At 59.4% G+C, this 20,750-nt stretch carries 22 protein-coding genes; 16 read left to right on the top strand and 6 right to left on the bottom strand.

The window, feature by feature from the left end; translation table 11 throughout:
• Window positions 1-3: 3 nt before the first annotated feature.
• The 5 genes from pstA to V3W27_RS01480 all read left to right on the top strand — a co-directional run bounded on the left by pstA (window position 4) and on the right by V3W27_RS01480 (window position 5,745).
• Window positions 4-1,674, top strand: coding sequence for a phosphate ABC transporter permease PstA (pstA, locus tag V3W27_RS01460; protein WP_007962288.1), 1,671 nt, complete (start codon window positions 4-6; stop codon window positions 1,672-1,674).
• Window positions 1,675-1,835: 161 nt separating this feature from the next.
• The gene (gene pstB / locus V3W27_RS01465; RefSeq protein ID WP_007962289.1) at window positions 1,836-2,669 is read left to right on the top strand and encodes a phosphate ABC transporter ATP-binding protein PstB; all 834 of its coding nucleotides are present in this window, start codon (window positions 1,836-1,838) and stop codon (window positions 2,667-2,669) included.
• A gap of 70 nt (window positions 2,670-2,739) precedes the next feature.
• The gene (gene phoU, locus V3W27_RS01470; RefSeq protein ID WP_007962290.1) at window positions 2,740-3,501 is read left to right on the top strand and encodes a phosphate signaling complex protein PhoU; all 762 of its coding nucleotides are present in this window, start codon (window positions 2,740-2,742) and stop codon (window positions 3,499-3,501) included.
• A 178-nt stretch (window positions 3,502-3,679) separates the two neighbouring features.
• Entirely contained in the window at window positions 3,680-4,639 is a 960-nt protein-coding gene (locus V3W27_RS01475; protein WP_330205770.1) for a response regulator, read from the top strand.
• A gap of 209 nt (window positions 4,640-4,848) precedes the next feature.
• Complete coding sequence (locus V3W27_RS01480; RefSeq protein WP_027610372.1) at window positions 4,849-5,745, top strand: peptidoglycan DD-metalloendopeptidase family protein; 897 nt, start codon at window positions 4,849-4,851, stop codon at window positions 5,743-5,745.
• A 114-nt stretch (window positions 5,746-5,859) separates the two neighbouring features.
• On the opposite strand, the gene V3W27_RS01485 is transcribed toward V3W27_RS01480, so the two are convergent.
• The 3 genes from V3W27_RS01485 to phoB form a co-directional block, all read right to left on the bottom strand.
• Window positions 5,860-7,200, bottom strand: a complete 1,341-nt coding sequence (locus V3W27_RS01485) for a hemolysin family protein (protein WP_007962298.1) — start codon at window positions 7,198-7,200, stop codon at window positions 5,860-5,862.
• 123 nt (window positions 7,201-7,323) lie between these two features.
• Entirely contained in the window at window positions 7,324-8,610 is a 1,287-nt protein-coding gene (gene phoR, locus V3W27_RS01490; RefSeq protein ID WP_330205932.1) for a phosphate regulon sensor histidine kinase PhoR, read from the bottom strand.
• A gap of 74 nt (window positions 8,611-8,684) precedes the next feature.
• Window positions 8,685-9,374: a phosphate regulon transcriptional regulator PhoB gene (phoB, locus tag V3W27_RS01495; protein ID WP_003229608.1), complete on the bottom strand. Its 690-nt coding sequence runs from the start codon at window positions 9,372-9,374 to the stop codon at window positions 8,685-8,687.
• 151 nt (window positions 9,375-9,525) lie between these two features.
• Between phoB and V3W27_RS01500 the strand changes: the two genes are divergently transcribed.
• Entirely contained in the window at window positions 9,526-9,909 is a 384-nt protein-coding gene (locus V3W27_RS01500; RefSeq protein ID WP_330205771.1) for a COG4315 family predicted lipoprotein, read from the top strand.
• 110 nt (window positions 9,910-10,019) lie between these two features.
• On the opposite strand, the gene ubiA is transcribed toward V3W27_RS01500, so the two are convergent.
• Window positions 10,020-10,910, bottom strand: a complete 891-nt coding sequence (gene ubiA / locus V3W27_RS01505; protein WP_330205772.1) for a 4-hydroxybenzoate octaprenyltransferase — start codon at window positions 10,908-10,910, stop codon at window positions 10,020-10,022.
• A complete protein-coding gene (locus tag V3W27_RS01510; protein ID WP_247267163.1) occupies window positions 10,910-11,470 on the bottom strand; it encodes a chorismate--pyruvate lyase family protein in 561 nt (186 codons plus the stop codon). Before V3W27_RS01510 ends, ubiA begins: the two co-directional genes overlap by 1 nt.
• A gap of 200 nt (window positions 11,471-11,670) precedes the next feature.
• On the opposite strand from V3W27_RS01510, the gene V3W27_RS01515 reads away from it, so the two are divergent.
• The 3 genes from V3W27_RS01515 to V3W27_RS01525 all read left to right on the top strand — a co-directional run bounded on the left by V3W27_RS01515 (window position 11,671) and on the right by V3W27_RS01525 (window position 13,473).
• Entirely contained in the window at window positions 11,671-11,838 is a 168-nt protein-coding gene (locus tag V3W27_RS01515) for a rubredoxin (RefSeq protein WP_003229600.1), read from the top strand.
• A gap of 20 nt (window positions 11,839-11,858) precedes the next feature.
• A complete protein-coding gene (locus V3W27_RS01520) occupies window positions 11,859-13,007 on the top strand; it encodes an NAD(P)/FAD-dependent oxidoreductase (RefSeq protein ID WP_330205773.1) in 1,149 nt (382 codons plus the stop codon).
• A gap of 190 nt (window positions 13,008-13,197) precedes the next feature.
• Window positions 13,198-13,473 (top strand): HU family DNA-binding protein, encoded by a 276-nt coding sequence (locus V3W27_RS01525; RefSeq protein ID WP_003213368.1) that lies wholly within the window; start codon window positions 13,198-13,200, stop codon window positions 13,471-13,473.
• A 95-nt stretch (window positions 13,474-13,568) separates the two neighbouring features.
• Here the strand turns inward: V3W27_RS01525 and V3W27_RS01530 are convergent, their stop codons facing one another.
• A complete protein-coding gene (locus V3W27_RS01530; protein WP_027610378.1) occupies window positions 13,569-13,925 on the bottom strand; it encodes a hypothetical protein in 357 nt (118 codons plus the stop codon).
• A gap of 753 nt (window positions 13,926-14,678) precedes the next feature.
• Between V3W27_RS01530 and tssA the strand changes: the two genes are divergently transcribed.
• The 7 genes from tssA to V3W27_RS01565 are packed head-to-tail and all read left to right on the top strand — an operon-like array spanning window position 14,679 to window position 20,657.
• Entirely contained in the window at window positions 14,679-16,241 is a 1,563-nt protein-coding gene (gene tssA, locus V3W27_RS01535) for a type VI secretion system protein TssA (RefSeq protein WP_330205774.1), read from the top strand.
• Between the two features lie 32 nt (window positions 16,242-16,273).
• Entirely contained in the window at window positions 16,274-16,777 is a 504-nt protein-coding gene (gene tssB / locus V3W27_RS01540; RefSeq protein ID WP_003229587.1) for a type VI secretion system contractile sheath small subunit, read from the top strand.
• Window positions 16,778-16,802: 25 nt separating this feature from the next.
• Window positions 16,803-18,278 carry a type VI secretion system contractile sheath large subunit gene (gene tssC / locus V3W27_RS01545; RefSeq protein WP_003229584.1) on the top strand — a complete coding sequence of 492 codons (1,476 nt, stop codon included), beginning with the start codon at window positions 16,803-16,805 and terminating at the stop codon, window positions 18,276-18,278.
• 9 nt (window positions 18,279-18,287) lie between these two features.
• On the top strand, window positions 18,288-18,695 hold the full coding sequence (gene tssE / locus V3W27_RS01550; RefSeq protein WP_007920274.1) for a type VI secretion system baseplate subunit TssE: 408 nt from the start codon (window positions 18,288-18,290) through the stop codon (window positions 18,693-18,695).
• Window positions 18,696-18,706: 11 nt separating this feature from the next.
• The gene (locus tag V3W27_RS01555; protein WP_330205775.1) at window positions 18,707-19,231 is read left to right on the top strand and encodes a PAAR domain-containing protein; all 525 of its coding nucleotides are present in this window, start codon (window positions 18,707-18,709) and stop codon (window positions 19,229-19,231) included.
• Window positions 19,200-20,231: a DUF6402 family protein gene (locus tag V3W27_RS01560; RefSeq protein WP_330205776.1), complete on the top strand. Its 1,032-nt coding sequence runs from the start codon at window positions 19,200-19,202 to the stop codon at window positions 20,229-20,231. The genes V3W27_RS01555 and V3W27_RS01560 overlap by 32 nt, the downstream gene beginning before the upstream one ends.
• Window positions 20,232-20,657, top strand: a complete 426-nt coding sequence (locus tag V3W27_RS01565; RefSeq protein ID WP_330205777.1) for a hypothetical protein — start codon at window positions 20,232-20,234, stop codon at window positions 20,655-20,657. It abuts the gene before it with no gap.
• The last annotated feature ends 93 nt before the right edge of the window (window positions 20,658-20,750 follow it).

The raw sequence follows: 20,750 nt of genomic DNA on the forward strand, positions 1-20,750 counted from the left end.
TCTGTGAAACAGAACTCCCTGAATGGATGGTTCAAGAGCGGCGCCCCGGGCGTCTGGATCAGCGGTGGCGCGGTGTCCATCGCGGTCATCATGACCATTGGCCTGCTGGCGGTGATTGCCGTGCGCGGTCTGGGTCACTTCTGGCCGGCGGACCTGATCCACGCCAGCTACGACGTACCGGGCCAGGCCAATCACCTGGTCATCGGCGAAGTGGTACAGAAAGAAGAAGTGCCGCGCGCCCGCCTGAAAAGTGCCGGCCTGCCGGTGCCTGATCAGGGCCCGGAATTCATGACCCGCGAGCTGATCAAGGTCGGCAACCGTGACCTGAACGGCAACGACTTCACCTGGGTGGTCGGCGAGTGGCTGACCAAGCAGACCACGCCGCCGGAACTGATGGCGATCGAGCGTCGCGAGTGGGGCAACTTCTACGGCTACCTGGTCAACGTCAAACAGGACGGCAAGGTGATCGCCGAAGGCGAAGCGGCCTGGCCTGAGCTGCAAGCGCGGATCAACCGTGTGAACGGCCTTGCTGCCCAACTCAAATCGCTGGAAAAGACCGACATCGGTGCGATCAACGCAGGGCTGGAACGCATCCGTCTGCACGGGCGCAAACTGGAACTCGACGGCAAGCTCGACGCCACCGCGCAAGCGGACATGGACGCCGAGCGTGCCGAGCTGAACGCGCGTTATCAGGACATCGAAGCGCGTCTGAGCGATCTGCATGCGCAGTTCAACCGCGACGCGCTGACTGCCCGCGATGCCAACGGCAAAGAGATCGAAATCAGTCTGGGTAAAGTGGTTCACGCCTATCAGCCGAATGCCATGGGCACGATGACCAAGATCGGTTTCTACTTCAGCAAGGTCTGGGAATTCCTTTCCGACGATCCGCGTGAAGCGAACACCGAAGGCGGGATCTTCCCGGCGATTTTCGGCACGGTGATGATGACTTTGATCATGGCGATGATCGTCACCCCGTTCGGCGTGCTGGCGGCGGTCTACCTGCGTGAATACGCCAAGCAGAACGCCCTGACCCGGATCATCCGCATCGCCGTGAACAACCTCGCCGGCGTTCCGGCGATCGTCTACGGCGTATTCGGTCTGGGCTTCTTCGTCTACGTGCTGGGTGGTTCGGTCGACCGTTTGTTCTTCCCCGAAGCACTGCCGGCGCCGACGTTCGGTACTCCGGGTCTGCTCTGGGCCTCGCTGACCCTGGCGCTGCTGGCGGTACCGGTGGTGATCGTGGCGACCGAGGAAGGTCTGGCGCGTATCCCGCGCACCGTCCGTGAAGGCTCGCTGGCGCTGGGCGCGACCAAGGCGGAAACGCTGTGGAAGATCGTCCTGCCAATGGCCAGCCCGGCAATGATGACCGGCATGATCCTCGCCGTGGCCCGCGCCGCCGGTGAAGTGGCGCCGCTGATGCTGGTGGGTGTGGTGAAGCTGGCGCCGTCGCTGCCGGTGGACGGCAACTACCCGTACCTGCACCTGGACCAGAAGATCATGCACCTGGGCTTCCACATTTATGACGTCGGCTTCCAGAGCCCGAACGTCGAAGCGGCACGACCGCTGGTGTACGCCACGGCGCTGCTGCTGGTGCTGGTGATCGCTACGTTGAACCTGTCGGCGGTGTGGATTCGTAATCACCTGCGCGAAAAATACAAAGCTTTGGACAGTTGATATTCCTGTGGGAGCGGGCTTGCTCGCGAAGGCGGTGGGTCAGGCGACATTGATGTTGAATGTGCCGCCCTCTTCGCGAGCAAGCCCGCTCCCACCCTAGATTGAGTACAGCCGCACCAAGCGGCTAACCGAACCGAATTTGTTAGCACAGGGAGCCTCCCATGCAGCACGAAACACATACCCACGGCATTAACATGTCGGCCCTGGGTCGCGACAAGCAGAGCCTGAGCCTTGAGCAGGAAACCGTGGCCATCGAAGTCCCGGGCCTGAGCCTGTTCTACGGCGAGAAGCAGGCGCTGTTCGACGTCAGCATGAACATCCCGAAACAGCGCGTGACCGCGTTCATCGGCCCGTCCGGCTGCGGCAAGTCCACGCTGCTGCGCACCTTCAATCGTATGAACGACCTGGTTGACGGCTGCCGTGTCGAAGGCGCGATCAACCTGTACGGCAACAACATCTACCGCAAGGGTGAAGACGTCGCCGAACTGCGTCGCCGCGTCGGCATGGTGTTCCAGAAGCCCAACCCGTTCCCCAAGACCATCTACGAAAACGTGGTCTACGGTCTGCGCATTCAGGGCATCAACAAGAAGCGCATTCTCGACGAAGCGGTCGAGTGGGCGTTGAAAGGCGCGGCCCTGTGGGATGAGGTCAAAGACCGTCTGCATGACTCGGCACTCGGCCTGTCCGGTGGTCAGCAGCAGCGTCTGGTGATCGCGCGCACGATCGCCGTTGAGCCGGAAGTGTTGCTGCTCGACGAACCGTGCTCGGCCCTCGATCCGATCTCGACCCTGAAAGTCGAAGAACTGATCTACGAGCTGAAGTCCAAGTTCACCATCGTCATCGTCACCCACAATATGCAGCAGGCCGCGCGGGTTTCCGACTACACGGCGTTCATGTACATGGGCAAACTGGTGGAGTTCGGCGACACCGACACCCTGTTCACCAATCCGGCGAAGAAACAGACCGAAGACTACATCACCGGTCGTTATGGCTGACAGTTGCGGTTATTCACAGAATTGACGCTGCGGCCCACCGCACCTTACCGGACGCTCCAAGGACGCCACCATGATTAGTAAAGAAGGCCTTACCCACCACATCTCCGCGCAGTTCAACGCCGAGCTTGAGGAAGTGCGCAGCCACCTCCTGGCCATGGGCGGGCTGGTCGAGAAGCAGGTCAACGACGCGGTTACCGCGCTGATCGAGGCCGACTCGGGTCTGGCTCAGCAGGTGCGCGAGATTGACGACCAGATCAACCAGATGGAACGCAACATTGACGAAGAATGCCTGCGCATTCTCGCCCGTCGTCAGCCGGCGGCATCCGACTTGCGTTTGATCATCAGCATTTCCAAGTCAGTGATCGATCTGGAGCGCATCGGCGACGAAGCGACCAAGATCGCCCGCCGTGCCATTCAGCTGTGCGAAGAAGGCGAAGCGCCGCGTGGTTACGTTGAAGTGCGGCATATTGGCGACCAAGTGCGCAACATGGTTCGCGATGCGCTGGACGCGTTTGCCCGCTTCGACGCCGATCTGGCCCTGTCGGTGGCGCAATACGACAAGGTCATCGACCGCGAATACAAGACCGCCCTGCGCGAGCTGGCGACCTACATGATGGAAGACCCGCGCTCTATCTCGCGGGTTCTGAGCATTATCTGGGTGTTGCGTTCGCTGGAGCGTATCGGCGACCACGCGCGCAACATCTCGGAACTGGTGATCTACCTGGTACGCGGCACCGACGTACGCCACCTGGGCCTCAAACGCATGAAAGAAGAAGTTCAAGGCACAAGCGGCGAAACCGCTAATGTTCCGGGCGATGCTGACGATAAGTAAGATTGCCTGAGAAAAGCGCCCGGCCCTTTGGCCGGGCGTTTTTGTTTATGGCGCTTGAACAGCGAATCGAATTAAAAAGCAGCACCCGCGAACGAAAAGTCCCGGCGTGACTGAAGATTGTTGGCAATATGCCATCAGCAAAGCGGTATGCTTGCCGGGATTTTTATAGGGGTGTTGGATGAGCAAGATCAGTGTGTTGGTCGTGGACGACGCTTCGTTCATTCGCGACCTGGTGAAAAAGTGCCTGCGTAATTACTTCCCGGGGATCCGCACCGAGGATGCCGTCAACGGCAAAAAGGCTCAGGCCATGCTGGCCAGGGAAGCGTTCGACCTGGTGCTGTGCGACTGGGAAATGCCGGAAATGTCCGGCCTCGAGCTGCTGACCTGGTGCCGCGAGCAAGACAATCTCAAGACCATGCCGTTTGTCATGGTCACCAGCCGTGGCGACAAGGAAAACGTCGTCCAGGCGATCCAGGCCGGGGTTTCCGGCTACGTCAGCAAGCCGTTCACCAACGAACAACTGCTGACCAAGGTCAAGCAGGCGCTGAACAAGGTTGGCAAGCTCGACACCCTGATGAACAGCGCGCCGACCAAGATGAACTCGGCATTCGGCAACGATTCCCTGAGCGCATTGACTGGCGGCAAGCCTGCCGTGGTCGGTACTGCGCCGGCGGCCGCTGCTGCGGTCAATCCGTTTGCCAAGCCAGCCGCTGCTGCTCCGGCGCCTGCTGCTGCGCCGTCGCGTGGTTTGCTCAACAGCCCGCCGGTGCAGGCACCGGCTGCCTCGAAAGCGCCGGCCGGTGGCCGTGGCCAAGGCCAGTTGCGCCTGCCAAGCGGCACCCAGCAGTGCGTGATCAAGGCCCTGAGCATCAAGGAAGCGCTGTTGGTGGTGAAACGCACCGATACCCTGCCGCAGATCCTCGACAGCGCCGTGCTCGATCTGGAGCAGGGCGACAACGCCGAAATCGCCCGCCTCAACGGCTACCTGCACGCCATCGTTGCCCACGAGCAGAAAGCCGACAGCGACTGGCTGCAACTGACTTTCCGTTTCGTCGACCAGGATGCGCAGAAGCTCGATTACATCTCACGCCTGATCGCCCGCGGCACGGCGCAGAAGCACTTCGTTCCGGGCGCGTAACCTCTATCGCGTGACAGTCCGTCTTCGCGAGCAGGCTCGCTCCCACCTTGAAATGCATTTCAAATGTGGGAGCGAGCCTGCTCGCGAAGGGGCCATCAAAAGCACCACCCATCTCCCGCACCTGCCAATTTGAAACATCTGTCGACTAGCCTGGTCTGTCTCAGCTGCTAGGCTCTTTTCCAGGCCTTCCTTCGACAGACTCTTTGCCCATGCTCGCGCGCCTGCTGTTTTTCTGTGGTCTTTTCCTGGCCTCCACCTCGACTGTGGCCATGACCATCTACAAATCCACCGATGCCAACGGCGTGGTCTCGTACAGCGACCGGCCGAGCAAAGGCTCGCAGGTGTTCGTGTTTCAGGACCGCATGGTCGAGCACCTCGAACGTCAGGTGTACCTCGACATCAAGAAACAGAAGGGCAGCGACGTGGTGTTCGTGCGCAACGATCTGTATGCGCCGGTCGAGATTGCACTGGCGTTTACCGGCCTGAGCAATGTGCGTGGCGCTCCGGCGCAGACGATTCGCCGGGTGCTGCCGGCGCGCAGCAATACCCGGTTGGCGTTGCTGACGGCGATCAGCCGTGGTCAGCCGCTGGTGTATTCGCCGCAATTCCAGTATTCGCTGGGTGACCCCGCAGGCGCTGCGCAGAGCTATCGCTATCCGTTGCCGTGGCGGGGCGGGCCGTTCCGTCTCAGTCAGGGCGCCAACGGCCAGTACAGCCACTACGGGCCGAAGAACCGGTATGCGATGGACATCGCCATGCCGGTCGGCACGCCGATCATTGCCGCACGGGCCGGGGTGGTGGTGAAAACCGAAAATTCACAGAGCGGGCGCGGCAATGATGCCTCCGGCAATTTCGTCCGGGTGCTGCACGACGACGGCACGATGGGTGTGTACCTGCATCTCAAGCAGGGCTCGGTGAGCGTACGCGAGGGGCAGCGGGTGACGGTTGGCAGCCCGCTGGCGCTGTCCGGCAATACCGGCAACAGCAGCGGCCCGCACCTGCACTTTGTGGTGCAGCGCAATACCGGGCAGGGGCTGGTGTCGATTCCGTATCAGTTCAACCAGCCACTGGGGGCGTTGCCCAACTTTGCGTTGGGCAAACAGTGATGTGTTGTATCTGTTGGCCCCTTCGCGAGCAGGCTCGCTCCCACCCTGGAATGCATTTCAACTGTGGGAGCGAGCCTGCTCGCGAAGGAATCGGCGCGGTGCCCGATCAGCCCATCAATCCAGCATCAACACCTTCGCCAGCACAATCTTCGGCCCTTTCATCTTCTTGATGATGATCCGCAGGCCTTCGACTTCCAGCACTTCTTCCTCTTCCGGCACTCGTTTCAGGGTCTCGTAAACCAGCCCGGCGAGGGTTTCGGCTTCGATGTGATCCAGGTCGATACCGAGCAGGCGTTCGACCTTGAACAGCGGCGTGTCACCACGCACCAGCAGCTTGCCCGGCTGATACGCGAGGATCCCGCGCTCGGCCTTGCGGTGTTCGTCCTGGATGTCGCCGACCAGCACTTCCAGCACGTCTTCCATGGTCAGGTAGCCGATTATGTTGCCGTCGGCTTCTTCCACCACGGCGAAGTGCGAGCCGCCCTTGCGGAACTGCTCCAGCAGCTGCGACAGCGGCATGTGCCGCGACACGCGCTCCAGTGGACGGGTCAGTTCAGCCAGGTTGAACGACTCCGGAATGTGGTCCAGCGCCGCCAGCTCCAGCAGCAGGTCCTTGATGTGCAGCAGGCCGACGAACTCCTGACGTTCGCTGTCGTACACCGGATACCGGCTGAACTTGTGGCGACGGAACATCGCGAGGATTTCTTTCAGCGGCGCGTTGAATTCCAGGGTGATCAGGTCTTCGCGGGAGTTGGCCCAGTCGACCACTTCCAGTTCGCCCATTTCCACCGCCGATGCCAGCACGCGCATGCCTTGGTCGCTCGGGTCCTGACCACGGCTGGAGTGCAGGATCAGTTTCAGTTCTTCGCGGCTGTAATGGTGTTCGTGGTGCGGGCCGGGTTCGCCCTGGCCGGCGATCCGCAGAATTGCGTTGGCGCTGGCATTGAGCAGGTAGATCGCCGGGTACATCGCCCAGTAGAACAGGTACAGCGGCACCGCCGTCCACAGCGACAGCAGCTCGGGTTTGCGGATCGCCCACGACTTGGGCGCCAGCTCACCGACCACGATGTGCAGGTAGGAAATGATGAAGAACGCGGTAAAGAACGAAATGCCTTTGACCACTTCCGGCGACTGCACGCCGACCGCGCTCAGCAGCGGTTCGAGAAGGTGCGCGAATGCCGGCTCACCGACCCAGCCGAGGCCGAGGGAGGCGAGGGTGATACCGAGCTGACACGCCGAGAGGTACGCATCGAGCTGACTGTGTACGGTGCGCAGGATGTGCCCGCGCCAGCCGTTCTTGTCGGCGATGGCCTCGACCCGGGTCGAGCGCAGTTTGACCATGGCGAATTCCGCCGCAACGAAGAAGCCGTTGAGCAAAACCAGGATCAGAGCGAAAAGAATCATGCCGAAATCGGCGAAAATCGTAGCGAGGGACAAGCCAGGGGAAGGGTCCATGATGGAGTTTTGCAGGTTCCGTGTGATTCGTAAGAGAGAAGAAATCGCGCCTGAAAGGCAGACGCAAGTCAGCCAATGTAGCGGCTGACATGGCGATTGCCTAGTGGCGCGTGCTGGCCGGTATCACTCGGCGGCGCTGATGGCCCGAGCCTGGGCCACCTGGGCCGGGGCGAAATGGCAGGTGAACGTGCTGCCATGACCCGGCACGCTGCTGATTTCCATCCGCGCGCGGTGGCGCAGCAACACGTGTTTGACGATCGCCAGGCCCAGCCCGGTGCCGCCGGTGTTGGAGTTGCGGCTGGAGTCGACGCGGTAGAAGCGTTCGGTCAGGCGCGGCAGGTGTTTGCTGTCGATGCCGATCCCGGAATCCTGCACGCTCAGGTGCGCGCCTTGCTCGTCGCCCCACCAGCGAATGCGGATGTTGCCCTCGGCCGGGGTGTACTTCACCGCGTTGAACACCAGGTTGGAGAAGGCGCTGCGCAGTTCCGCCTCGCTGCCCTTGAGCAGGATGCGCGCATCGGCTTCGAGAGTGATTTTCTGGTTCTTCTGCCCGGACAACTGCTGGGCGTCGCTCTTGATTGACTGCAGCAGGGCGTCGATCTGCACTGGCTGGTTGTCCGACGGGTAATCGGTGGCTTCCAGTTTCGCCAGCAGCAGCAGGTCGTTGAGCAGCGTCTGCATGCGCCCGCCCTGTTGCTGCATCTGCTGCAGCGCGCGGCTCCAGCGCGGGTTCACTTCCTCGACGTTGTCGAGCAGGGTTTCCAGGTAGCCGCAGATCACCGTCAGCGGTGTGCGCAGTTCGTGGGAGACGTTGGCGATGAAATCTTTGCGCATCTGTTCCAGCTGATGGATACGCGTGACATCGCGCACCAGCATCAAGTGTTCGTTGTTGCCGTAGCGCGTGAGGTACAGCTGGATGCGCACCCGATCATTGGTCGGCGAGGGGATTTCCAGCGGTTCGGCATAGCTGTCCTTCTCGAAGTATTCCTTGAAGCGCGGATGCCGTACCAGGTTGGTCACCGGTTGGCCACTGTCCTGCGGGGTCTTGAGGCCGAGCAGGGTTTCGGCAGCGCGGTTCCACCATTCCAGGTTGCCGTCGCTGTCGAGCATGATCACCGCGTCTTTGAGCGCGGCGGTGGACTCCTGCACCCGGTCGATCACCGCTTGCAGGCGCCCGCGCACCCGTTGGTCGCGGCGTTGCAGGTGGTAGATGCTGTCGAACACCTCGCCCCACAGGCCATAGCCGTCGGGCGGTGCTTCATCGGGTTGGTGCAGGCGCAGCCATTCGTGCAGACGCAACAGTTGCTTGAGCGTCCAGGCCAGGTAAATACCCAGGCCGGCAGCGAGGCTCCAGCCGTAGTAGCCGGTGATCAGGCCAATCACCAGACACGCTGTGACCAGCAACAGCATGTGGCGAATCAGGGTGCCATGCCAGTTTTGATTCACGGAAAATACGGTCCTTGTCAGCGAGTCTGGCGGTCGGATCAGGCCTTGGTGGAAAACCGGTAGCCGGTGCCGCGCACGGTTTGTACCAGATTTTCGTAGGCGTCGCCGAGGGCCTTGCGCAGGCGGCGGATGTGCACGTCGACGGTGCGCTCTTCAACATAGACGTTGCCGCCCCAGACCTGATCCAGCAACTGCCCGCGCGTGTAGGCGCGTTCCTGGTGGGTCATGAAGAATTGCAGCAGACGGTATTCGGTCGGGCCCATCTCGGCCGGACGGCCGTCGATGGTCACGCGATGGCTGATCGGGTCGAGCAGCAGGCCGCCGACTTCGATTGGCGCTTCGCCATCGGTCGGGCCGGCGCGGCGCAGCACAGCCTTGAGGCGGGCGACCAGTTCGCGTGGAGAAAACGGTTTGGTGATGTAGTCGTCGGCGCCGACTTCAAGACCCTGGATCTTGTTGTCCTCTTCGCCCTTGGCGGTGAGCATGATGATCGGGATGTCCCCGGTCAGCTCGTCGCGCTTGAGACGGCGGGCCAGTTCGATGCCGGAGGTGCCAGGCAGCATCCAGTCGAGCAGGATCAGGTCCGGTTTACGGTCAACAATGATGGCGTGTGCCTGCTGCGAGTTCTCCGCCTCGAGGCAATCATAGCCGGCCATTTCCAACGCAACGGCGATCATTTCGCGAATGGGCGCTTCGTCGTCGACGATCAGAATGCTCCTGCCAACCATGCCTTAATCCTCTTGTCATTTAACTGTCTTGCGCCGCATTAGATAACGGAATTATTGCAGTCGTGTGACAGTATTTTAGTCGCCCGGCGCTTGGCGTCATCCTGGACTAAGCTCTAAGTCCGAATCCTGACAACCACAAAAGAAGGTTTCCATGACTCAAATGACTGCTTCTTTCAAAGCTCTGCTGATGGCTGCTGCATTGGCATTGCCTGGATTAGCCATGGCGGCCGAGCCCGCCATGATGAAGGACGGCATGATGGTCGACCACAAAGGCATGACCGTTTATACGTTCGACAAAGACGCTGGCGGCAAGTCGGTGTGCAATGACAAGTGCGCCGAAAACTGGCCGCCGATGATGGCGCCAGCAGGTGCGAAGGCGGAAGGCAAGTGGACGGTGATCAAACGCGATGACGGCAAGATGCAGTACGCCTACGACGGCAAGCCGCTGTATACCTTCAAGATGGACGCCAAACCGGGTGACATGATGGGCGACGGCAAGATGGACGCGTGGCACGTGGTGCACGAGCACAAGTAAACGCAAATCCCCTGTAGGAGTGAGCCTGCTCGCGATGACGGTGTATCAGTTAACAGCAATGTGGCTGATACACCGTCATCGCGAGCAGGCTCACTCCTACAGGTTTGTGTTTAGCGCAATGCGTAATCCAGCACGATCCCGACAAAAATCGCCAACCCGGCCCAGTGGTTGTGCAAAAACGCCTTGAAGCAACGCATGCGGTCGCGATCACGGGTGTACCAGAATTCCCACGCGTAGCATCCAGCGGCCACCAGCAGGCCGAGATGGAACCACACGCCCAGCTCGAACTTCGACCCGGCCAGCAACAGGCAGCCCAATGACAGCGCCTGCAACGTCAGGATGATCACCCGATCCGCCTCGCCAAACAGAATCGCCGTGGATTTCACGCCGATCTTCAGGTCGTCGTCACGATCGGTCATCGCGTAATAGGTGTCGTAACCCACCGTCCACAGCAGATTGGCGATCCACAGCAGCCATGCCGCCGCCGGCAACTCACCGGTTTCAGCGGTGAACGCCATTGGCATGCCCCATGAGAACGCCGCGCCCAGTACCACTTGCGGGTAATAGGTGTAGCGCTTCATGAACGGGTAGGTGAACGCCAGTGCCAGACCGCCCAGCGACAGCCAGATGGTCGGCGCATTGGTGCACAGCACCAGCAGAAAACTCACACCCATCAGCAGCGCGAAGAACACCAGCGCCTCTTTCGAACTGATCTTGCCGCTGGCCAGCGGTCGTTGCGCGGTGCGTTTGACGTGGCCGTCGACCTTGCGATCGGCCCAGTCGTTGATCACACAGCCACCGGCACGGGTCAGCACCACGCCGAGGACGAAAATCACCATGTTGGCCAGCGACGGCGAGCCCTTACCGGCAATCCATAGCGCCCACAGGGTCGGCCACAGCAGCAGGTAGATGCCGATCGGCTTGTCCATGCGCGTCAGCTGAATGAAATCCCAGGCGCGCGGGTTCAAGCGGTTCAGGGACTTGAGCAGGCTCTGGTACATCAGCAGTTCTCCGGATGGGCGCGGGTGGCGCTCCACAGGGGCGGCAGGAAAATCTCCGCCACCAGTACGCTCAAGGCGCCACGGTCAAAGCGCGAGCGCCGGCCCCACAGCTCCGGGGCGCGGCAGGCTGGCGGCAGCCAGTCTTGCGGGTAGTGACAGACCTCGATGGCGCGGCGCTGGAAGGCGTGGTCGCAAAACAGCAGTTCGCCCAGCGAGCGGCTGCCCAGTTCGTCCATGTGCAGGCCGTCGCCTTGCAGGGCGGCGCGTGACGCCACGCTACGGGCGAACACCCAGGCCTCGCCGTGACCGCGCAGATACACCTCGCGCACCCAGCCTTCGCTGCCTTCGGCCAAATCCAGCGCCGCGCATTCGTCGCTGCGCAAAGTGTCCCAGCCTTCGAACAACGGTGTGACGCTGAAGCCGTCATTCGACAGCCGCGTCAGGCGGCGGGTCAGCGAGCCTTCGTCGAACAACCAGTTCAGGGTCAACGAATCGGGAAGGGGCGTCAGTCGGCTTTGAGTCAGCCAGAGCGGGGCCGGGCAGGCGTTTGAATGTTGCACAATGAGTCATTATTGGCCGCAAATGAGGCGGCGAGCTTAACATGGCGTGCTGCGAATTTGATGGATCCGGGGCGCCGTTGCGCCGAACAGGCTTGCATCTGCCCGGCACCCTCAGTACAAAACGCCCTGAGCCGGATGGCAGCGCAACCACCATCGACCATCCGCGCCGACAAAAGCCTGAATCCTGAGGAAGTACCTGAATGAAAAAGTGGCAATGCATCGTCTGCGGCCTGATCTACAACGAAGCTGACGGTTGGCCGGATGACGGCATCGCGCCGGGCACCCTGTGGCAGGACGTGCCGGAAGACTGGCTGTGCCCGGACTGCGGCGTGGGCAAGTCGGACTTCGAAATGATCGAAATCAACTGAGAAAAAACAAGGAGTAAGGCATGAACGCACCTGTCGTAATCGTCGGCACCGGGCTTGCGGGTTACAACCTGGCCCGGGAGTTTCGCAAACTCGATGGCGAAACCCCGCTGCTGCTGATTACCGCCGATGACGGGCGCTCTTACTCCAAGCCGATGCTCTCCACCGGTTTCGGCAAGAACAAGGACGCCGATGGCCTGAGCATGGCCGAACCCGGCGCCATGGCCGAGCAGTTGAAGGCCGAAGTGCGCACCCACACGCGCATCAGCGGCATCGACGCCGGCCACAAGCGCCTGTGGATCGGCGAGGAAGCGGTGTACTACCGCGACCTGATCCTCGCCTGGGGTGCGGAAACCGTGCGAGTGCCGATCGAAGGTGACGGTGCTGATCTGGTGTTCCCGATCAACGATCTCGAAGATTACGCGCGCTTTCGTGCAGCCGCTGCGGGCAAGCGCCGCGTATTGCTGCTAGGCGCCGGGCTGATCGGCTGTGAATTCGCCAACGACCTGATCCTCGGCGGCTACGAGGTGCAACTGGTGGCGCCGTGCGAGCAAGTGATGCCGATGCTGCTGCACCCGGCCGCTGCAGCAGCCGTGCAGGCCGGGCTGGAAAGCCTCGGCGCGCGTTTCCACCTCGGCCCGGTGCTGACTCGCCTGCAAAAAGTCGCGGACGGGCTGGAAGCGCATCTGTCCGACGGGCAGGTGATTGCCTGCGATGTGGTGGTATCGGCCATCGGCCTGCGCCCGCGCATCGATCTGGCCGCGGCGGCCGGGGTGCAGGTCAATAGCGGTGTCGTAGTCGACCGGTATCTGAAGACGTCCCACGCCAATATTTACGCCCTGGGCGACTGTGCCGAGGTCGATGGGCTGAATTTGTTGTACGTGATGCCCCTCATGAGCTGTGCGCGTGCGCTGGCACAAACCCTGGCGGGCAATCCGACGGCCGTGAGTTACGGCCCGATGCCGATCACGGTGAAAACTCCGGTGTGCCCGTTGGTCGTTTCGCCACCGCCACGGGGCAGCGAAGGCGTCTGGACCGTCGAAGGGCAGGGCGCCGACATCAAGGCCCTGTGCCACAGTGCCGATGGTCAGTTGCTCGGCTATGCACTGACCGGTGCGGCGGTGATGGAAAAACTTGCTCTGAACAAACAGCTTCCGCCCCTGCTGGCGTAAATACCGGTCGTTCTGTCGGAATCACCCCGCTTTTGCCCCCACAAAGGTCGCGGGGAGACTGGCGCCGCCGGTATCCGCGTGCCATTCTCACTCCCGTCTGCCGCAGAGTAGAGCCTGCGGCGCCTTGGGCGCTGTTCCAACGAGAACAGCACGGACATAACAACAAAAAACCGTCAAAGGGGCTTCACTAATGCGTAAACCAGAACTCGCCGCTGCAATCGCTGAAAAAGCGGATCTGACCAAAGAACAGGCCAACCGCGTTCTCAACGCCGTCCTCGAAGAAATCACCGGCGCTCTGCACCGCAAGGACAGCGTCACGCTGGTGGGCTTCGGCACCTTCCTGCAACGTCACCGCGGCGCCCGCACCGGCAAGAACCCGCAAACCGGTGAGCCGGTGAAGATCAAGGCCAGCAACACCGTGGCATTCAAGCCAGGCAAGTCGTTGAAAGACAGCGTCAATCCTTAAATTGCGGCGAACTCCCTGAATGACGGGGAGTACCGCAATAAAAAATGGGCACACCGATTGCGGTCGGGTGCCCATTTTTTGTGGCTGCAAATGGCTTATTGACGCCGGAAGCAGGCCTTGCCGTTGCCGAAATCCACGGCCAGGCAATTCGGTTCGATCGCCAGTTGCAGATCCTGGAACAGGCCGGACAAATCGCTGTTCGACGCCGGTTTGGTTTCGCTCTTCAGCGTTACGGTGTTGTTCTGCACCTGCCAGGTGCCCTTGGCAAAGCCATCTGCGCTGCCATACGCCACGCCCGCGTCAAACGTGCCGTCCTTGCGCAGCAGCAATTCGGCGCCCATTTCCATTGCGCCGGTCAGATAGTAATGACCGTCCAGTGGCGGGGTATCTGCAGAGGCGTGAGTGACGGGAAGCCACATCAGTGCTGCGAACAACAGGGGTTTCAATTCCATGAGGTAAAGCTCCTTGGCGGCTCCAGGTTCAGGAGCCGAATTGAGATGCAGGCTTCGGACCATGGCTCAACAGTCAGCCGGTCTGGTTGACATTGCCGGGCGAAAAGAATTTACCAAGGCAAGCTGGCAGCGTGGGAAATAAAACGATGTAAGAATTATCCCTGACATTTGTCAGAGTATTTTCGGCGTGGAAGTGTTGCGTAAGTGGCGGAAATGTCTGTTGGATCGCACTTCGATAATTATTGAGTTGGCACTGAAGTACAGCATTCACGAGATGAATAAAGTTTCAGAAAAATGAATTGCCATCAAATTGATGGCACTTTTTTTGTTGAGCGTTGTCGCCGCTGAATTGTTTGTAACTCCAGCGGGTTCTCGGAAAAATCCTACTTCTATTTTTTTCGAGAGTTGTCATGCTGGCCCCCGTGTAATAGGACGGATGTTCGACGCGATTCGCGCAGGCGGGATCGGGCCGCTCTGGATCAAGGGTTCTGAGGGCGCAGGGCAAATGTTCACAATATAAATCGCCATCAGGGATTCCCCTGCCACATATAGGGCGATCTCCTACACGGTCCAATGAACACTTCGTCTTGTTGTTTAACCAGATGCTTGCTAGTGGCCATCATAGTGATTACGATGCGCCCACTTGAAAGAGCACATCTCAATTGGATGAGTCGCTTCACTGCTCTTCGATACTGTCCCGCGCCGCAGCAACTCCAATAGGCGCATGACTGTAATCCTAATTAAAGGCCATGGATGTCCTACTCAAGCAAACTTTCCGCCCATTACCTCGAACTCGCAAAAGTCTCTGTTTCCAAAGAGAATTTCGCGGGCGAAGACGTTCGTTTTTCGAGCGAATTCGAGGCGCTGGAAAGCGAGCTGGCCAAAGCCTCTTCGATGCACGAAAGCGGGCAGATCGACTGGCTGAAAATCCGTGAAAACAGCGAAAATCTGCTGCGTACCCAATCCAAGGATTTGCGTGTCGGCGCCTGGCTGACCTGGTCGCTGTACCAGCGTGAATCCTTCCCCGGGCTGCTGGCCGGCCTTGGTCTGCTGCACCATCTGTCGGAAAACCACTGGGCCGACGTTCACCCGCTCAAACCGCGCACCCGTGCGGCCGCCATCGGCTGGCTGGTGCCGCGTCTGGAGCAGGTGCTCACCGAAAACATTGCGATCAAGGAACAGCTGCCAATGTTCCGGCAACTGTCCGAGCATCTGGCCGGCCTCGATGCCGCATGCACCGAGCACCTGGGCGATGATGCACCGCTGTTGCTGCCGCTCTCGCGTCGCCTGAAAACCATGATCCAGCGTGCCGCCGACAATCAGCCGGCCCCTGGTGTGGTGGGCGCAGCAGTGGCGCAGGTCAAGCAGGCCGCTAGCCAGCTAATGGCCCCCGGCGCACCGATCGACAACGAAAAAGACGCCTACAAGGCCCTGCGCGCGCAGCAGGAAAGCGCGCGTCCGTTGTGTGCCTGGTGGCTCAAACAGAAAGCCACCGACCTGCGCGCCTTGCGTCTGAATCGCACTTTGCTCTGGCTGCCGATCGACGCGGTGCCTGAGCGCAACGCCGAGCAGATCACCGTGCTGCGCGGTCTGCCGGTGGACAAACTCAAGCAGTATCAGGATCGCTTCGATCAGGGCAAATACGCCGACCTGCTGGTGGAACTGGAGGCGAGCCTGGCGAAGGCGCCGTTCTGGTTCGATGGCCAGAGGATGGTCTGGGAATGTCTCCAGAACCTCAACGCCGAGATGGCAATGCGCGAAGTGGAAATCCACTTCGCGCTTTTGGTTCAGCGCCTGCCCGGCATCATCGAATGTCGTTTCCATGACGGCGCGCCGTTTGCCGATCCGTCCACCCGGGCGTGGATCGCCGGCAATGTCATGCCGCACCTGCAGAGCGCCAGCGCGCCGCGCAAGGTCGAAACCGACGACGTCGAAACCCAGCCCGCCTGGGAAAAGGCCCTGCAGGACGTGCTGCCGCTGCTGCGCAAGGAAGGCCTCAAGCCTGCCGTGCAGACGCTCAAGCAAGGGCTGCAAACGGCTCACGGCGGGCGCGAGCGGTTCTTCTGGCAGTTCGCCCTCGCCCGGCTGTGCTTCATGGCCAAGAAGTACGAACTGGCCAAGAACCAGCTCGAAACCCTCGATCAGACATTACAGGACTCAGGCCTGCACGCCTGGGAGCCCGATCTTGCATTGGAAGTGCTGCACCTGCTGCACAGTTGCTGCGAGCTGTTGCCGCAGAACCATGCAGTGCGTGAACGCAAGGAAGAGATTTATCGCAGGCTGTGCCACCTCGACCTCGAAGTGGTACTCGAATAGGCCCCAGGGCCACAACCGCAAGGAGAAAAGCCATGGCCAAAGAAGGCTCGGTAGCCCCCAAGGAACGCATCAACGTCACCTTCAAACCCGCCACCGGCGGTGCTCAGGAAGAGATTGAACTGCCGCTGAAGCTGCTGGCAATCGGTGACTACACCCACCGCAAGGACGATCGCAAAATCGAAGATCGCAAGCCGATCAGCATCGACAAGATGACCTTCGACGAAGTGTTGGCCAAGCAAGAGCTGGGTCTGACGCTGAGCGTGCCGAACCGTCTGCAGGAAGATGGCGAGGCCGACGAGCTGGCTGTGCAATTGCGCGTCAATTCGATGAAGGACTTCAACCCGGCCAGCCTGGTCGAGCAAGTGCCTGAGCTGAAAAAACTGATGGAACTGCGCGATGCGCTGGTGGCCCTCAAAGGCCCGCTGGGTAACGCACCTGCGTTCCGTAAAGCGATCGAAGGCGTGCTCGCCGACGACGAATCCCGCGGTCGCGTACTCGGTGAGCTGGGCCTGAACGCCGCAGCCCCGGACGCCTGAGACTCCAGCCAAGGAAGCCAACACAATGAGCACTAGCGCAGCACAAGAGAAGAGCGCCGAAAGCGGCGAATACAGCATTCTCGACAGCATCATCGCCGAAACCCGTCTGACCCCGGACGACGAAGCCTACGACATCGCCAAGCGTGGCGTGTCGGCGTTCATCGAAGAACTGCTCAAGCCGCAGAACAACGGTGAGCCGGTCAAGAAGGCCATGGTTGACCGCATGATCGCCGAGATCGATGCCAAGCTCAGCCGTCAGATGGACGAGATCCTGCACCATCCGGACTTCCAGGCTCTGGAATCGTCGTGGCGTGGCCTGCAGTTGCTGGTCGACCGCACCAACTTCCGCGAAAACATCAAGATCGAAATCCTCAACGTCTCCAAAGAAGACCTGCTGGACGATTTCGAAGATTCGCCGGAAGTCATGCAGTCGGGCCTGTACAAGCACATCTACACCGCTGAATACGGCCAGTTCGGTGGTCAGCCGGTGGGCGCGATCATCGCCAACTACTTCATGTCCCCAAGCTCGCCGGACGTGAAACTGATGCAGTACGTGGCCAGCGTTTCCTGCATGTCTCACGCGCCGTTCATCGCCGCCGCCGGCCCGAAATTCTTCGGTCTGGAAAGCTTCACCGGCCTGCCGGATCTGAAAGATCTGAAAGACCACTTCGAAGGCCCGCAATTCGCCAAATGGCAGAGCTTCCGTACTTCGGAAGACTCCCGCTACGTTGGCCTGACCGTGCCGCGTTTCCTGCTGCGTAACCCGTACGATCCGGAAGAAAACCCGGTGAAATCGTTCGTGTACAAGGAAACCGTTGCCAACAGCCACGAGCACTACCTGTGGGGCAACACCGCGTTCGCGTTCGGCACCAAGCTGACCGACAGCTTCGCCAAATTCCGCTGGTGCCCGAACATCATCGGTCCACAGAGCGGTGGCGCGGTTGAAGATCTGCCGTTGCACCACTTCGAAAGCATGGGCGAAATCGAAACCAAGATCCCGACCGAGGTTCTGGTTTCCGACCGTCGTGAATACGAACTGGCCGAGGAAGGCTTCATCTCCCTGACCATGCGCAAAGGCTCCGACAACGCGGCGTTCTTCTCCGCCAGCTCGGTGCAGAAGCCGAAGTTCTTCGGCATCAGCGCAGAAGGCAAGGCGGCAGAGCTGAACTACAAGCTCGGCACCCAACTGCCGTACATGATGATCGTCAACCGCCTGGCTCACTACTTGAAAGTGCTGCAGCGCGAGCAACTCGGTTCGTGGAAAGAGCGTACCGACCTCGAGCTGGAACTGAACAAGTGGATCCGCCAGTACGTCGCCGACCAGGAAAACCCGAGCGCCGAAGTGCGTGGCCGTCGTCCTCTGCGCGCTGCGCAAGTGATCGTCAGCGACGTTGAAGGCGAGCCGGGCTGGTACCGCGTCAGCTTGAACGTGCGTCCGCACTTCAAGTACATGGGTGCCGATTTCACCCTGTCGCTGGTTGGCAAGCTGGACAAAGAGTAAGAGCGACTCATGGACGGATACGGCAGCCTGTTCGAGCGCCTCAACGGCGACGCGCAACTACGCAAGGGCAACAGCCTCGAGGCTTGTGCCATGGCGTCAGTGGCTGCTCATCTGGCCAAAATGCTCAGCACCCGGGCCGGCAGCGTGCAAACGCTGGCCGACTACGGGTTGCCCGATCTCAATGACATGCGTCTGAGCCTGCACGACTCCCTGAGTCAGGCCCGTCTGGCCATCGAAAACTTCATCGAAGCCTACGAGCCGCGCCTGAGCAATGTGCGTGTCATTTCCCTGCCGCGTGATCACGACCAGCTACGGCTGGCCTTCAGCATCGAAGGCCTTTTGGAAGTTGAGGGTTTCAAGCGTCAGGTCAGTTTTTCCGCGCGCCTGGATGGCAGCGGTCAAGTGAAGGTCACCTAAGGAGATCCCCGATGTCTGGCAAACCCGCAGCACGCGTATCCGACCCCACCGCTTGCCCACTTCCTGGCCACGGTACCAACCCGATCGCCGCCGGTTCCGGCGACGTGTTCTTCGACGGCCTCGCGGCCGCCCGCCAAGGCGATGCCTCGGCGTGTGGTGGTGCGTTGGTTGGCGATCTGGCGACCACGGTTTTGATCAATGGCAAACCTGCCGCCACCGTAGGTTCGGTTGGTTCTCACGGCAATAAAGTCACGGCAGGTTCCGGGACGGTGATTATCGGTAATTCGCACTCGCCGGCGCCGTTTGTGCCGCCGTTACCGGTGGAGCTCAGTTGGCCATTCAATGAGCACTTCGTCATCAATTGTCAGGACACCGGAAAACCGTTGTCCGGAATCGAATACACGTTGAAAACAGCATCCGGAAAAACCGTGACCGGTATTACAGGCGCCGATGGCAAGACAAAGATGATCCATTCGGATATTGCCGAACCTGTTGAGCTGATCATTGAACAGCAAACTAAAGTGGCGATCGCTTGAGAATGCACAAAATGGCTCTCCGCCGTCTGTGGCAGGGCGGGCGAGTAACAATGACAGGGATGTTGAAATGGCAAATACAACAGTAACTGCGACGCTGTCGCCGGCGAGTAATAAGACTGGACAGACGGCAACTGCACGTCGATTTTCAGTCTCAGACATCCCTGGGGCGATGGACAAAATAAACTGGCCTGTTGCTGCCGGTTTAATGCGCTATTGGTTCAAAGGTAAACCATGGGCCACCGCAGATGGTGGGATGGATGAACTCACCAAGGATCATAAAAAAGAGCCGCTCGACCCCTATGTAGAAAGTTCGATTGTAAAAATGGCTTGGGTGTTAAAGTTTGAGCGCGCCAATAAGGTATTTAAAGAGCTGAAGCTGAAATGGAATAGTCCGAATGCGCTGATTCGAATGCGTAATGATTTTCCTACGAAGTTTGCGGGTAAAGTCGACGGTGCCTATCCGCAAAAATTTGCAAGTGCAAGAGACGCTGAGAAGTTTGGGTATACCAATACAATCCCGATTCAGACCTCAAATGCTAATATTTTCCTGCTGGATGAGCTGAGGGGTGCCCTTGCAAATTTCAATATGAGGGTGATTGCCGAAGGTGAAATTATTATTGCTTCAGGAAAAATCAGCTTTCTGGTTACTCGTCTAGGGTATTACGTTGATGATAGTTACGACTTCAGCGATGTAGGTAACCGTTTCAGTCAACCTTTGGGTTATTGGAATTATGATGGTGTAGCTGATCCAGTAACAAGCAATGGGGCCAATTTTCTCGCAGCGGTGGGTAAAGCAGAAATGGCCAGAACCGCTGCAATGCGCGGGGAGGACGTACAGGCTCTATTTAAGGATATAGACGGTAAACGTTATCACTTGATCCAAAACAGCGACTTTGTGGAGTACCGGGCGACACACGGAAAAGGCGGAGATTTTACCGTGTATTCCGATATTTTATATGAGGACGTAACTCCGCCTGTTTTAATCAAGGTAGTTGAATAAATGCGTTTCAAAACCGCAGGTCTGATTTTGTCAGCGACCCTGATAATCGGGGCGCTATGGTTTTATTTGTTTGTCGATAATCTTTCTGTGCGGCGTCCAGATGTTATCGAATTGACTGACTCCAGGCAGTACATTGTTGAGCGCGTACACTTTCCGTCTCTCTTTTTCGGGGAAGATCTTTCTTATCTGCGAATTATCGATCAAGATGCGCCTAAGTATATTTACCGTAGTCCTCTGTATCCAACCCGGCTCTTGGTCCTGCAGGTGAAAGAAAGCAAGGGAAGGGTAAGTGTTCCCAATATAGAATTTCTAACGACTGAGAAGATGTTTGTTTTTCATGATCGCCGCTGGGAAGATCGTGCGATGAATTATTTTGTGAGCAATACATCGTACGTTGTCGAGTCATTAAGTGAGGGTGATAAATAATGGCTAGGCTGAATTATTTGATATTTAATAAGCACAGGAAGGCAGCTTTCTGTGTGGCTGTATTATTTGTGGTGTTTTCTGTTTCACTATTTT

The sequence above is a fragment of the Pseudomonas sp. AM14(2022) genome (assembly GCF_036346455.1).
Taxonomy (GTDB): domain Bacteria; phylum Pseudomonadota; class Gammaproteobacteria; order Pseudomonadales; family Pseudomonadaceae; genus Aquipseudomonas; species Aquipseudomonas putida_A.